This window comes from Tessaracoccus massiliensis (assembly GCF_000826065.2).
Classification (GTDB): Bacteria; Actinomycetota; Actinomycetes; order Propionibacteriales; family Propionibacteriaceae; genus Arachnia; species Arachnia massiliensis_A.
The window spans coordinates 275,911-288,648 of sequence record NZ_LN623540.1; the positions used below are offsets into that span (position 1 = coordinate 275,911).

The 12,738-nt window shown below is 66.2% G+C and carries 13 protein-coding genes and 1 pseudogene; 8 read left to right on the forward strand and 6 right to left on the reverse strand.

Features of this window, described 5'->3' with window-relative positions:
• Positions 1-3 precede the first annotated feature (3 nt).
• The 4 genes from BN1186_RS04125 (at position 4) to BN1186_RS04135 (ending at position 4,283) form a co-directional block, all read left to right on the forward strand.
• A complete protein-coding gene (locus BN1186_RS04125; protein WP_052459761.1) occupies positions 4-951 on the forward strand; it encodes a sugar ABC transporter substrate-binding protein in 948 nt (315 codons plus the stop codon).
• A gap of 1,385 nt (positions 952-2,336) precedes the next feature.
• Positions 2,337-3,020: a GNAT family N-acetyltransferase gene (locus tag BN1186_RS04130; protein ID WP_040282697.1), complete on the forward strand. Its 684-nt coding sequence runs from the start codon at positions 2,337-2,339 to the stop codon at positions 3,018-3,020.
• A 368-nt stretch (positions 3,021-3,388) separates the two neighbouring features.
• Complete coding sequence (locus BN1186_RS15385; protein WP_040282698.1) at positions 3,389-3,733, forward strand: VOC family protein; 345 nt, start codon at positions 3,389-3,391, stop codon at positions 3,731-3,733.
• A gap of 40 nt (positions 3,734-3,773) precedes the next feature.
• The gene (locus tag BN1186_RS04135) at positions 3,774-4,283 is read left to right on the forward strand and encodes a GNAT family N-acetyltransferase (protein WP_052459762.1); all 510 of its coding nucleotides are present in this window, start codon (positions 3,774-3,776) and stop codon (positions 4,281-4,283) included.
• Between the two features lie 30 nt (positions 4,284-4,313).
• On the opposite strand, the gene BN1186_RS04140 is transcribed toward BN1186_RS04135, so the two are convergent.
• From BN1186_RS04140 to BN1186_RS04145, 4 genes are all read right to left on the reverse strand, one after another.
• Positions 4,314-5,228 carry a nuclease-related domain-containing protein gene (locus BN1186_RS04140; RefSeq protein ID WP_074436925.1) on the reverse strand — a complete coding sequence of 305 codons (915 nt, stop codon included), beginning with the start codon at positions 5,226-5,228 and terminating at the stop codon, positions 4,314-4,316.
• A gap of 246 nt (positions 5,229-5,474) precedes the next feature.
• Positions 5,475-5,615: a hypothetical protein gene (locus tag BN1186_RS15390; protein ID WP_180349014.1), complete on the reverse strand. Its 141-nt coding sequence runs from the start codon at positions 5,613-5,615 to the stop codon at positions 5,475-5,477.
• Between the two features lie 72 nt (positions 5,616-5,687).
• Positions 5,688-5,768: a hypothetical protein gene (locus BN1186_RS16445; protein ID WP_425471470.1), complete on the reverse strand. Its 81-nt coding sequence runs from the start codon at positions 5,766-5,768 to the stop codon at positions 5,688-5,690.
• Positions 5,769-5,804: 36 nt separating this feature from the next.
• Complete coding sequence (locus BN1186_RS04145; protein ID WP_052459763.1) at positions 5,805-6,344, reverse strand: endonuclease III domain-containing protein; 540 nt, start codon at positions 6,342-6,344, stop codon at positions 5,805-5,807.
• A gap of 469 nt (positions 6,345-6,813) precedes the next feature.
• On the opposite strand from BN1186_RS04145, the gene BN1186_RS04155 reads away from it, so the two are divergent.
• Positions 6,814-7,230, forward strand: coding sequence for a VOC family protein (locus BN1186_RS04155; RefSeq protein ID WP_040282701.1), 417 nt, complete (start codon positions 6,814-6,816; stop codon positions 7,228-7,230).
• 104 nt (positions 7,231-7,334) lie between these two features.
• On the opposite strand, the pseudogene BN1186_RS04160 reads toward BN1186_RS04155, so the two are convergent.
• Together BN1186_RS04160 and BN1186_RS04165 are read right to left on the reverse strand one after the other, a co-directional pair.
• Positions 7,335-8,510: pseudogene (locus BN1186_RS04160) on the reverse strand (IS3 family transposase).
• Between the two features lie 578 nt (positions 8,511-9,088).
• Entirely contained in the window at positions 9,089-9,421 is a 333-nt protein-coding gene (locus BN1186_RS04165) for a hypothetical protein (RefSeq protein WP_139650824.1), read from the reverse strand.
• A gap of 361 nt (positions 9,422-9,782) precedes the next feature.
• Here BN1186_RS04165 and BN1186_RS04170 point away from each other — a divergent pair, with 361 nt between their 5' ends.
• Genes BN1186_RS04170 through BN1186_RS04180 form a run of 3 tightly spaced genes read left to right on the forward strand, consistent with a single transcriptional unit; the run spans position 9,783 to position 12,638 of the window.
• Complete coding sequence (locus BN1186_RS04170) at positions 9,783-10,721, forward strand: tyrosine-type recombinase/integrase (RefSeq protein WP_052459764.1); 939 nt, start codon at positions 9,783-9,785, stop codon at positions 10,719-10,721.
• Complete coding sequence (locus tag BN1186_RS04175; protein ID WP_040282820.1) at positions 10,718-11,653, forward strand: tyrosine-type recombinase/integrase; 936 nt, start codon at positions 10,718-10,720, stop codon at positions 11,651-11,653. The genes BN1186_RS04170 and BN1186_RS04175 overlap by 4 nt, the downstream gene beginning before the upstream one ends.
• Complete coding sequence (locus BN1186_RS04180; RefSeq protein ID WP_040282704.1) at positions 11,646-12,638, forward strand: tyrosine-type recombinase/integrase; 993 nt, start codon at positions 11,646-11,648, stop codon at positions 12,636-12,638. Before BN1186_RS04175 ends, BN1186_RS04180 begins: the two co-directional genes overlap by 8 nt.
• Positions 12,639-12,738 lie beyond the last annotated feature (100 nt).

A 12,738-nucleotide genomic window follows, 5' to 3' on the forward strand; every position in this document is an offset into this window, starting at 1 on the left:
AACATGACCACCTTCCGTAAGCTGCTGGCCGCCGCCACCGTGACCGTCGGCCTCACCCTCACCGCGTGCGGCGGCGATGCCGCCCGCGGCACCGACAGCCCCGCCCCCGGCGACGGCGGCGAGGCGCTGAAGGTCACCGTCGTGACCCCCTACCTGGCCAATGCCACGACCAAGGAGGTCATCGACGACTTCCAGGAGGTGGCCGAGGACCGCGGGTGGAGCGTCAACGTGGTGGACACCGCGGGCGACTTCAACAAGCTGAACTCGGCCTTCCAGGACGCCGCTGCCCAGAGCCCCGACGCCATCGTGCTGGGGATGGGCGACCCGACGCAGGTGTCGCTGGGCCTCAACGCCGCCTCCACGGCCGAGATCCCGGTGTTCGCGATCGACGCGGCGCCCGCCGACGGCATCCTCGCCAATGTGACCAGCGACAACATCGACCTGGGCACGCAGAGCGCCAACGCGCTGATCGGCGCGATCGGCGGCGAGGGCGCCGTCGTGATGCTGACCCACGACCCGCACCAGGGCGTCCGCGCCCGCGCCGAGGGAGCGAAGAAGGTGTTCGAGGAGAAGGGCATCACCATCCTGGAGGCCAAGCACATCGACGTGCCCGGGCCGGTCGACAACGCACGCGCCGCAGTGCAGGACCTCCTGACTGCCCGAGCCGCCGAGGTCGACGGCATCTGGGGCGGCTGGGACGAGCCCGCCCTCGGCGCCACGCAGGCGCTCGACGCCGCCGGCAACGCCGAGATCCCCGTCGTGGGGGTGGACGGGCAGGACTTCGCCGTCGCCGAGATCGAGAAGGGCGGCCCGTTCAAGGCCACCGTCAAGCAGGACTGGCCCGCCATCGCCGAGAAGGTCGCCGACCTGATCCAGGACAAGGTGGTCGACGGCACGGATCCCGCAGAGGGGCAGATCGAGCTGCCCGGCACGCTCGTCACCGGCGACTGACCGCTGGCACCGGGGGCCATGGCTGGTCCCACCAGGGTCTTGGGTTGAGGTTCCAGACTCCGCGGTGGGGTGTGGCCGTGGGATGGTGGTCAGCGACCACCATTGAGGGGGCATCATGTCGGCACCGCTCTGCACCGCCCAGGCTACGACGCCAACGGCTGCGTCTGGCGGCGCTGAGCGCCTCGCCCGCGTGGTGTTGTTGGTCATCCTGGCGGCGCTCGTCATGACCACGGTGGTGACCGGATCGCGTCCTGCTCCGCTCCGGGATCTGGAGTGCGCCGTCGAGACGACGACGGGCCCCCGCAGGCGGTCTGTCACCCGTTCCGCTGCGGGGGTGTGCTCCGCCGAGGATGGGGGAAGAAGGACGCGAGTGTTGCCCTGACGCATGGGTGGCGACGTTCGGTTGTTGCTTCCCGGCGTGGCCTCGAAACTCGCGTCCTTCGTCCCCCACCCTCGGCTCCAAGATTTCTGATGCGGGTGCCCGGTGCCGACACCGTTGTCGGCGTGGTTGCCGGAGCGTCCGGTGTCGGGGTGCGTTGCTGTCATTCGGCGTTGTCGGGCAACTAGGGATCTGGGTGGGGCCCGGTGCCGGAAAAGCACTTGCATACCCCCGACCCCGGCCCCTCCTTCACGCTTGGGCAGCGGGCCGGTCCTGACGCCGGTTGAGCCGGTCGCGTCCGTCGCTGGATGAGCCCGCGAGTTCTATGAGCGGTGTCGAAATCTCTCGGCGTGCCCAGCACCTGGTCCCTGAGCGTTCGCCTGCGAGCTTGCGAGCCAGCGGACGACGACGGGCCCCCGCAGGCGGTCTGTCACCCGTTCCGCTGCGGGGGTGTGCTCCGCCGAGGATGGGGGAAGAAGGACGCGAGTGTTGCCCTGACGCATGGGTGGCGACGTTCGGTTGTTGCTTCCCGGCGTGGCCTCGAAACTCGCGTCCTTCGTCCCCCACCCTCGGCTTCAAGATTTCTGATGCGGGTGCTCGGTGCCGACACCGTTGTCGGCGTGGTTGCCGGAGCGTCCGGTGTCGGGGTGCGTTGCTGTCATTCGGCGTTGTCGGGCAACTAGGGATCTGGGTGGGGCCCGGTGCCGGAAAAGCACTTGCATACCCCCGACCCCGGCCCCTCCTTCACGCTTGGGCAGCGGGCCGGTCCTGACGCCGGTTGAGCCGGTCGCGTCCCGCGCTGGATGAGCCCGCGAGTTCTACGAGCGGTGTCGAAATCTCTCGGCGTGCCCAGCACCTGTGTCACTGCGGGGGTGTGCCGCCGAGGCTGGGGGAAGAGGGACGCGAGTGACGCCCTTCGGGCTACGAGTCGCGGAAGGGAGCCCCAAGTCTGCGGGTCTGAGGTTCTTAGCTTGGGGCGTCTGATCTCATACGCCAGAATGGGGCGATGCTGACCCTCGACGAGATCTACCCGCCGTTCGGGCTCCGCATCACCTGCGGGCCGGTGGAACTCAAGGTGCTGCGCGACGACGACTTCCCCGAGTTGGTTGAGCTCGTGCGTGGCGGCATCCAAGCACCGGACGTGCCCATGCCGTTCCTCAACGCCTGGCATGAGAGCCCCTATGCGCCCGGCACCGCTGATGGCTTCCCGGCGACGTCGCTCTCGTGGTGGTGGACTCAACGAGCGACCTTCTCTGTGGATCGCTGGCAACTGGCGTTGGCCGTCCGCCGCGACGGCCAACTCGTGGGCATGCAGGACATGATGGCCAACGACTTTCCGCTGACCCGCTCCCTCGAGACGGGCTCCTGGCTGGGCATGGCCCATCAGGGCCAGGGAACCGGCACGCTCATGCGGCAACTGGCGGTGGCGTTCGCGTTCGACGAGTTGTGCGCGCTCGAATGCACCTCCGCCTACATCGAGGGCAACCATCGCTCGGCAGCCGTGAGCCGCAAGGTGGGCTACCGGGACAACGGCCGACGTCGCTTGGCTCAGGTGACCAAGGACGGCCCTGTCTGCGCCGACGAACAGTTGGTCATCGTCACACCCGAGAGCTTCGTCCGCCCCGACGGTCAGGTCATCGTGGAGGGGGCCAGCGAACTGCGCCGGTTCCTCGGCCTCGAACAGGGCTGACCCGGGGCCCCTGCCTGCCGTTCCCGCACCGGTGTCGAGATGCAATGCGGTGTGTACGGCCGCCCGCTGACAGCGTGTACACCGCGCTGCTGACCAGAAGTCCGTAGAAGCAGGCTGGCGGGGCGCCCCCAAGTTCCACCTTGAGAAAACCACGCGATCGTAGCTGTATGGCACGATCGCGGCGATTTCCCAAGGTCACCTTCCGCGACCCGGGATGTGTCGAGCCGCGCTTCACTCTGTGGACTTCTGCGCTCGGTAGTTTGTAGATCGGGACGCTCGGGCGGAGATTCGTCAAAGTAGGGAGTGGGTCTTCCTGCGCTGCGGTGGCGGCGCGAAACCTACTTGGCTCTATCAAAGGAGGACGAATCATGGCGGTCACGGCCATCGACATCCGGGTCGAAGACGTTGAAGGAGCTACGCGATTGCTCTCCGAAGCGTACGGATGGCGCGTCCTGACGGACGACGCGAACTTCGGGGAGGTTGACGCTGGAGGGGTGAGAATCATGTTGTCCCGCGAAGCCATGGTGCCCTGGGGGGTTACCGACGGAATAATCCTGCACCACTCAGTCGAGGATGTTGTCGAGGCGGCACGTGTCGCGGAGAAGGCTGGAGCCCAACTTCTCGACGGTCCTCTGCGCACGGACTGGGGAACCGAAACGGCGTACCTACGGGGCCCCGGCAACGTCATCGTCAGCGTTTTCCGTGACATCTGACAGCCTGAAGCCGGAGATCACGGTCCACACGCAACCTGAGGTGTCGGCCTTGGCCGAACTCGTATGGCCCACGTACAGAGAGGCCTTCGGCGGCTTCCCCAACATGCAATCCTTTCAATCAGAACTGTTGGGCAGGCACGCCGCCCGGCAAGGGTTCCGCTTGGTGACCGCGAGCGTGGCAGGGGAAGTGGTGGGCTTCAGTTGGGGCTACATCGGTCATCGGGGGCAGTTCTGGACAGAGCTTGTGAGCGAGGCTTTGCCCCACGACATTGTCGAGGAGTGGGTGGGTGGACACTTCGAGTTCGCCGAGATGGCTGTGAGCCCATCATTCCGCCGGCGCGGGCTGGGCGCGTTCCTGCACGATCACCTGTTGACCGACGTGGGGCGGCGGTGCCTGCTAAGCACGGTCGACAACCCGAACGACCCTGCTGTCCGCCTCTATCGGAGGGCCGGTTGGCAGCGGCTTGGAGTGCTCAAGTCCGGCACCCAGGTGATGGGTCGGCATGCAGAGACACCCCTGCTCACGCTGGTGCGTCAGGACTCGACCTGAGCGTCCGCTCTTGCCGCTGTCGGCCGGTGCTCACTCACCTAGTGGTGTCTGCTTCTGGCGGGGGAAGGCTTCGTGGAGTTGCCACTGGAGGTCTGCGATCTGCGCTTCGTCCAGTGGCCCGGGTTCGGTAAGCACCGCCTTGAGCTTCTTGGGCCACATGACGGCCACGTCGTTGACGGTGAACGCGCCGCCGAGCAGCGGCCAGTCCGCGTCAACGAAACACAGCACACCCCGTACCGGCACCTCTGGCCGCTCGGCCAGGGCGGCCCGGACTAGGGCGACCTGCTTCTGCATCCCAGCCGCCAGCGTTGTCCGGTCTCGTCCCCCAACGGTCAACGACTCGGTGCGCGGCCTCAGCAAGCCTCCCTCGACCCGCAGCGCTGGCCGCGCGTTGCGGTAGCGCTTGGCGTCCACCACGAACACCCCGTTGGGGCACACGACCAGATGATCGATGTTTGCCCTGGTCCGGGGAATGAGGCGGTCGTGCAGCACACGCAGCGAGTCCCCGGCCATGGACGCCAACATGCCACCGAGCATCCGCTCACCCTCAGCACCAACCGACCACGCCCGCGTCGACTGAGGGTCATCGAAGACCGCCAAAAGGAACCGTCCCATACGCGGGTGCTTGGCCAACACCCGTTCCTGCCTGGCATCGTGGCGCCGCTTGTACTCAGCAGCCGCAGATGCGCCACCTTGCCCATCGACCACCCCCAACACAGGCACCTTGTCCACCTCCGGCCCTGGACGAACTGCATCGGTTGTGACTGTCTCGGTCGTCTGGTCGACAACCGCATGCGGAACAACCATCTGTGTCTGGTCGGGCGGGACCGAGGCAGGGCACGTCACGCAGGCCACCGTCTTGCTTACCCGGTCGTAGTCCGCGGTCGTGCCCGCACTGAGTGCCGATCCGCAGCTCGAGCAGGTGCAGGCGTAGCGCAGCCGCATCCGCTTCACGTCCATCGGTGCCGCATCCTCAACCATGAGGAACAAAGTAGCGGTCCATCAGAGGCGAATATCGACGACGTCCCCATCAACCCCCAAATCACACCGGGGCAGCCGTCACGAACGCACGGATCTGCCGCGGACCGCGCGGACGTTCACAAGTTCCGGAGGTGGCGGATGTCGAGACGCGCTTCACTCTGTGCACTTCTGCGCTCGGTAGTTGGTAGATCGGGACGCACGGGGGGCTCGTCAGAAATAGGGGGTGGGTCTTCCTCCTGCGGTGGCGGCGCCCGGTTCGTCCACATTGGGTCCTTGAGGGATGTCAACGATGGCCGTGCGGTTCACGCTCGCGCCGACGGGCGCGACCTCACTGTCATGCTTGATGAGCATGTTGCTCTCCTGCTTACGTCTTCGGCCCGGCCAAGCAGCCTCAGCAGCGTCCTATTGCGGGCGCTCACCTGCTCAGCTAGCGCTGTAGTAGTCGCACTGAGCGGTGAGAGGGCAGTCGCCGCATCTGGGGGTGCGCGCGACGCAGACCTTCATGCCGTGCTGGACCAGCCACTCGTGGGCGTGCTGGCGCTAGTGCACGGGGGTGGCCTCGGTGAGCGGGTCGACGGTCTGCTCCGCGGACAGGCTGGCGTCGACGAGGCCGAGGCGTTGCACCAGACGTTTGACGTGGGTGTCGACGGCGATGGTGGGTGCGGCGTGCAGGGTGTTCATCAGAATGTCGGTGCACTTGCGGCCGATGCCGGGCAGCGCCATCAGCTCCTCGCGGGTCGCGGGGACTTCACCGGCGTGTTCGTCGAGGATCTGTCGGGCCATCGCCTTCAACGTCTTGGTCTTGCGGTTGTAGTGCGCGACTGAGCGGATCGTCTCGCGCAGGTCGTCGTCGTCCATCTCGGCCAGCCCGGCGAACGAGTCGACCTTCTCGTACAGGGCGACGGCGGCCTCGATGCAGCGCGGCGAGCTGGTCATGGTCGACAGCGCGACCGACACGGTGCTGCGGAACGGGTTGTCGGACAGCCCGTTCGTCATCCACTCGTCGTCGGATTCAGCGTAGGTGGGGTAGGTCGCGGACAAGATCTCGTAGATCTTCTCGACGGTGCCGGGCTGTTTCACGAGGGCCTCCAAGCCGGAAGAGGTGGGATGCCCCGCTCTAGGCGAAACACGGGAGCCGTATCGAGTGATGTCGACACCGCTTTGGGTGGGACAGTACCCGGCTGGGCAGGGCTCCACCAGCCGGCTCGCGTGCGAGGCCGGCACGTGCGCGGGCAGGGGCGAGTAGCGGCACGTGACCCGTGTCCCGGCTCGGGATCTCCCGGGTGACGGTGAGCCGAGTCCTGTACGGCCAGGCCCGGGTGAGCCCTAACCTTGCTGTTCGACTGGAGGGACCGGCGTTGGTACCGCCCATGCTTGGCTGGCCCTGCAGTCGGCTTATGCCTTCGCGGCCGAGCGTGCCGCCGGTCTGCCCGCCGTCCGCAGGCTCGACCCGGTTGCCTGACAACATCCGGACATGCCGCCGTCGTGATGTCCGTGGCGGATCGACAAAGCGCCAGTTGAACACCTGACGCGCGATACTGTCACGGTCATGATCACGTGGTTCGCCTACGAGTACTGCACCGACATTGCTGCTACCCGCGACTTCTACCACGACCTCGTGGGACTGGAGCTGATTTGGGATGAGCCCGATGACATCGCGTTCGTCCATGGCTGCGTGCAAATTTCCTTCCAGAGGGCCATCTCGCTCGAGCGCCCGAACGGTTGGGCTTTCCAACCCGGCTGGAGTCAGGGCCAACTCCCGGGCGCACCCGAGACAGAACAGGTGAGATCCATCTCCGTCGCGCTGTCGCCCATCGACTTCCAGAAAGCCGTGGACCGGCTCAAGAAAGCCGGAGTCGAGACGCTGCGAACTGAGCCCTTTTGGGTGGGCTACTGGTCCTTCGTCATCCTGGACCCGGACGGGCGAACAGTGGAACTGACCGACCCGAAATCACCGAGGACGTGATCGGGTCTTCCGTTCGGGGTTCCAAACGCACGCTCTTGCCGCGGACCGCGCGGAAGTTCACAAGTTCCGGAGGGGTCTGCTGAAGGTTTGGTTGACCTCCGGGGTTATGCCGCCAGTGTAGCGGCGGGGTTGTAGATGAGTTCGAACTCGATGGGGGTGAGTTTCCCGAGTCGGCGTTGACGGCGTTTCCGGTGGTACTTGCCCTCGATCCAGGACACGATGGCCAGGCGCAGTTCCTCTCGTGTGCCCCAGGACCGACGGTCGAGGACGTTCTTCTGCAGTAGCGCGAAGAACGACTCCATCGCGGCGTTATCGCCACATGCCCCGACCCTGCCCATCGAGCCACGTAGCCTGTGGCGCTTCAGCGCCTTGCGGAAGCGGCGCGACCGGAATTGGGACCCTCTATCGGAATGGACGATCACCCCAGCGGGCCGGCCTCGGTGGGCCACCGCCATCTCGAGCGCGTTGACGGCGATACGGGCCTTCATCCGTGAATCGATCGAGTAGCCCACGATCCGGTTGGGAGTTCACATCTTTGATCGCACACAGATACACCTTGCCCTCACGGGTGCGGTGCTCGGTGATATCGGTGAGCCACAACTGGTTGGGCCCCTCAGCGGTGAACTGACGCTGCACCAGGTCATCGTGGACCGGTGCCCCTGCCTTCTTGTAGCGCGATGTGCGCTTGACTATGGCCGATTGGATCCCGGCGACCCGGCACAACCGCCACACTCTGCGCTCGGACAACTCGTAGCCCAACTCAGCGAGGTCGTCTGCCAGCACCCGGTAGCCGCCCTCCGGGTCGTCGTTGTGAAGCTGATGCAGCACCGAGATGAGCTCTTGCTCCTCGGCCTCACGGGCTGACACCGGTTGCTTGAGCCACTTGTAGTAGCCCTGTGTGGAGAATCCCAGTATCCGGCACGCGACCGCCACCGGCACCCTCACCCGGGCACCGACCGCGGCCATCTCCTTCACGAGCGGATAGATCATTTTGGGGGCGTGATGTGAGCCTGCGACAGATACGCCGCCGCGCGGCGTAGCACCTCGTTTTCCATCTCCAACTCACGGATCCTACGCAAAGCCTGCGACATGTCCTTGCGTGCCTCGGGGTCCGTGGTCGGCGTCATCCCGTGAGACTGGAACCTCGCCTCACGGACCCACGCCTGCAGCGTGGTCTTCGCGACACCCAGGTCCTTGACGACCTGCTTCTGCGGGATGCCTGAGGCGACCAACGCGACCGCGTCGCGCTTGAACTCGTCGGAGTAAGTGATCTTCGGCATGGTTGCCATCCTTTCAGCACAACCTCCTCCCAGAAGTCATGCGGTCTTGGAGTCAACCAAACCTTCAGCAGTCCCTTCAGCCACCACCAACACTCACAGGCGGTTCTCCCTCTCTTCTGTGACGAGCGCTGAAAGCGGCTCATGAGCCAGACGGCGGAGCACCGCGTCGTGGCGCACCCCAGGGGTGCGGCAGCCAGGGCACGGGGCGGCGGGAGTGGTAGGCCTGCAGCGCAACACGGTGTGGTCGGGTTCGACGCGCTGGGCGGTCACGGTCAGCCCGAGACGATCAAGTCGGCAGAACGTATCGAGGCATGGTGGGGTAGCGTTTCGCACAAGGGCCCTTGGGTTTTCAGATGAGGCGTAGACACCTTCATCCTGCCAACCCGAGGGCCCCTCCTCGACCCAGGGCCCCAGGACGAGATCCTTGACTCGGGTCAGCCGCCGCTCGAACACGGCCCATCAATCCACTGCCTTCTGTGAAGAGCCCTGAAAGCTGCCTGCTCAAGTCCCACACCTGATGCTCAAACCGAGACCCCGATTAGGGCAGCCTCGCTCGACGTCCCGCGAGCCGCGCAATCCTACGAGCGCCTGGCACGCCATAGCTTGCCGCAACCGGCCCAATAGTGAGCTGACGATACATCAACCTCGGCGAGCGAGATCTTCCCGAGCAACAAGGCAGGCTCGGGATACTCATCGGCAGGCTCCGACACCTGTTCACGCGCTGCCTGAAGATCCCCTCGCCCGAACAGCCAATTAGCGAAATAGAACTTCGCATAGCTGTCGCGGCCAATCTCGTTGGCATACAGTTCAACCGCCTCCTCGATTCTCCCAGAAGCCTCAAGACAGCTCGCCGCATCGCCGATCAATTCAGGAACAGTCGTTCGGTATCTGATCCCCCAGTCGCGCGGCACGACGCATCATGCGATGCGACCAATCCACATCCGTGGAAGCGTCATAGTGGTAACAAGAAGCGAGATCAATAACCGCAACGTAGGTATACAGGGCCCGGTAGCGGAGCACCTTCGCGCATTGGGCTGAACCGGCTCTTCACAATCGAGGGTGTAGTCGGGGTTTGAATCCGCCGGCCTCGAGGAGGCTGCGGGCGATGGTATGTCGACCTCGGGGTTATGTTGACCGGCGTCCTGGGGAGCGTGCTCCAGCGCGGGTTGGGCCCTGATCCGGTCAACATAACGATGAGCGTCCGAGTCGGGGTTCGCTTGATCTGACCAGGCGATCGCTGGGATCGCCTGGCTTCGGGTCAGGAGGACCAAGATGGTGATTCATCGTGATCAGCGCCGCGCCGACACGCGGGACGTGCTGGATGAGTTCGAAGCGTGGCTGCTGCGGGAGCGGTCCACGCAAGAGGGCACCGCTGCTGCCTACACCGCCCGCGTCGCGGGGTTCGTGGAGTGGCTTCCCGCGCCGGTCGATCAGTCGCTGAAGACGCTGACCGCGGCGATGCTGACGCAGTGGGTGAACCTGGAAGCGGCACGCGGGCTGAAGGCATCGACCCTGAGCAAGCAGCTGGTGATGCTGCGCTCGTTCCTGCAGTTCTGCCACCGGTCAGGGCGGACCGGGCAGGACTTCTCCGGGGTCGTGCCTCACGCGGCGGCATGGCGGCTCTCGTCGATCCCTGACCCGGTCCCGGCCGGGACGATCGAGGCGTTGTTCGGCACTCTCGATCTGCGGTCGGCGAAGGGGATGCGCGACCGGGCGATCCTGCTGCTGTTGTCCGGTCTGGGCCTGCGGGCCTGCGAGATCGCCGGCCTGCGGTTGGACGACATCGGCTGGCGCACCGGAACCCTGCGCGTCTGTGGGAAGGGCGACAGGGTTGACGAGTTGCCGCTGTCCGAGGATGTGGGGCAGGCGTTGGAGGACTACGTGCTCCACGGCCGCGGCGGCCGGACTGCTGGCGAGGAAGTGTTCTGGACCGTGATCGACCCGGTCCAGCCGCTGACCGCGAACGGTGTCTGCGGGACGATCCGGCAGATCTGCGTCAAGGCTGGGGTGGAGAAGTTCGGCCCGCACCGGCTGCGGCACACGTTCGCGACCGGGATGCTCGCCTCCGGGGCGACGCTGCAAGAGGTTCAAGGGCTGCTACGCCACGCCCACCTGCGCACGACCGCGAACTACACCAAGGTCGACAAGAACCGGCTGAGCGCACTGGCCACCGAGTGGCCGGCAGCGGCATCGGGCAGGTGGTCACGATGAACGGCCTACGCGACCTCCTGGACGACTACCTGGCGACCCGGCGGGCACTCGGGTTCAAGCTGACCGCGCCGGGCAAGGCGCTGGACGGGTTCGTGGGCTGGATGGAAGAGGCCGGCGAGCCCACGATCCGTCGCGACCTGGCGACCGCGTGGGCGGCGCAGTTCTCTCGCGGCACGGTGCTGGAGCGGTTGAACTACGTCCGCCAGTTCGCCGAGCACGTCGCCTGGTTCGACCCCGCGACCGAGGTCCCGATCCTCGACGGGCGCCCCTACGGCGCTCATCGCCCTCGCCCGCTGATCTTCACCAGCGACCAGATCGACACGCTGCTCGCCGCGGCGGGGAGGCTGACCCCGCAGGTCCGGGCCGCGTCCTGGCAAACACTGCTCGGGCTGCTGACGGTGACCGGGATGCGGATCAGCGAGGCCCGCAACCTCAACGACGACGACATCACCACCGACGAGGACGCCAGTGATGGCAGCGGCTGGGCCAAGGTGACCGACACGAAGTTCGGCAAGTCCAGGCTCGTCCCGCTGCACAAGTCCACGATGGACGCGATCCGCCGATACCAGCGGCTCCGGGATCGGACGTTCCCTACCCCGGCCACGACAGCGGTGTTCGTCGCCAGGCGCGGCACCCGGATCGCCCGCTCGACCGCGGGAAACACGTTCCGCGAGATCCGCGAGGCAGCCGGGCTGGCCGGTGGTCCGACCGGACCGGCGGCGAGGTTGCACGACTTCCGGCACACGTTCGCCACGACCACCCTGATCGAGCACATCCGTGTTGGTGGTGATGTCGATCAGATGATGCCGGTCCTGTCGGCGTTCCTCGGACACGTCGGCCCGGAAGCGACCTACTGGTATCTGTCGAACACCCCGGAACTGGCAGCGGCCCTCGCCGAACGCATCCAAGCGAACGGGGCCGGCGATGAGTGACCTCGCGCCGCTGCTGCAACGGTTCTTCACCGACAAGCTCGACCGGCACCTGAACGCCAGCCCGCACACGAAAGCCGCCTACGCCGACACGTTCCGGCTCCTGCTGACCTACGCCCAGCAGGCCACCGGGATCGCCCCATCAGCGTTGACCCTGGCCGATCTGGACGCGGACCTGATCGGCGGATTCCTCCAGCATCTGGAAACCGAGCGCGGCAACTCCGCCGCGACCCGCAACGCCCGCCGGGCCGCACTGCGGTCGTTCTTCAGCTACGCCAGCTACCGGGCACCCGACGCGATCGCAACGATCAGCCAAGTCCTCGCGATCCCCGCGAAACGCACGAAGACCACCCTCGTGTCGTTCCTGACCGCTGCCGAGGCCGAAGCCCTCATCGCAGCCCCGGACACCCGGACCTGGCTCGGGCGCCGAGACCGGCTCCTGCTGCACCTGGGCATCCAAACCGGGTTGCGCGTCAGCGAGCTGACCAGCCTGCACATCGACAGCATCCAGATCGGCCCGCACAGCCAGCTCGAATGCATCGGCAAGGGCCGCAAGCAACGCGTGATCCCGCTCCAGAAGAACACCGTCCAACTCCTCACCGCCTGGCTCAGCGAGCTTCCGTCCACACCGGACGGGCCACTGTTCCCGACGCACGCCGGGACGCCGCTGACCAGGGCTGCGGTCGGCAAGCTCATCGCCCGTCATACCGCTGCCGCGGCCGGCCGGTGTTCTTCGCTGGCCGGGAAGAACGTCACCCCGCACACGCTGCGGCACACCTGCGCAATGAGCCTGCTGCATGCCGGGATCGACACCGCGAGCATCGCGCTCTGGCTCGGGCACTCGAACATCCAGACCACGCAGATCTACCTCCACGCCGACCTCGAACTCAAACGCCGAACCCTGGAACGCGTTCCCGCCGTCGATGAGCGGCCACCAGCTCGCTACCAAGCCTCCGACGCTCTCATCGCGTTCCTCAAGAACCGCTGAACCCCGCACGGTTATGTTGACCGGCTCAGGCGCCGACTCCCACAAGGACAGCGCTCCCAGGACGTCGGTCAGCATAACCCCGAGGTCGACATACCATCGC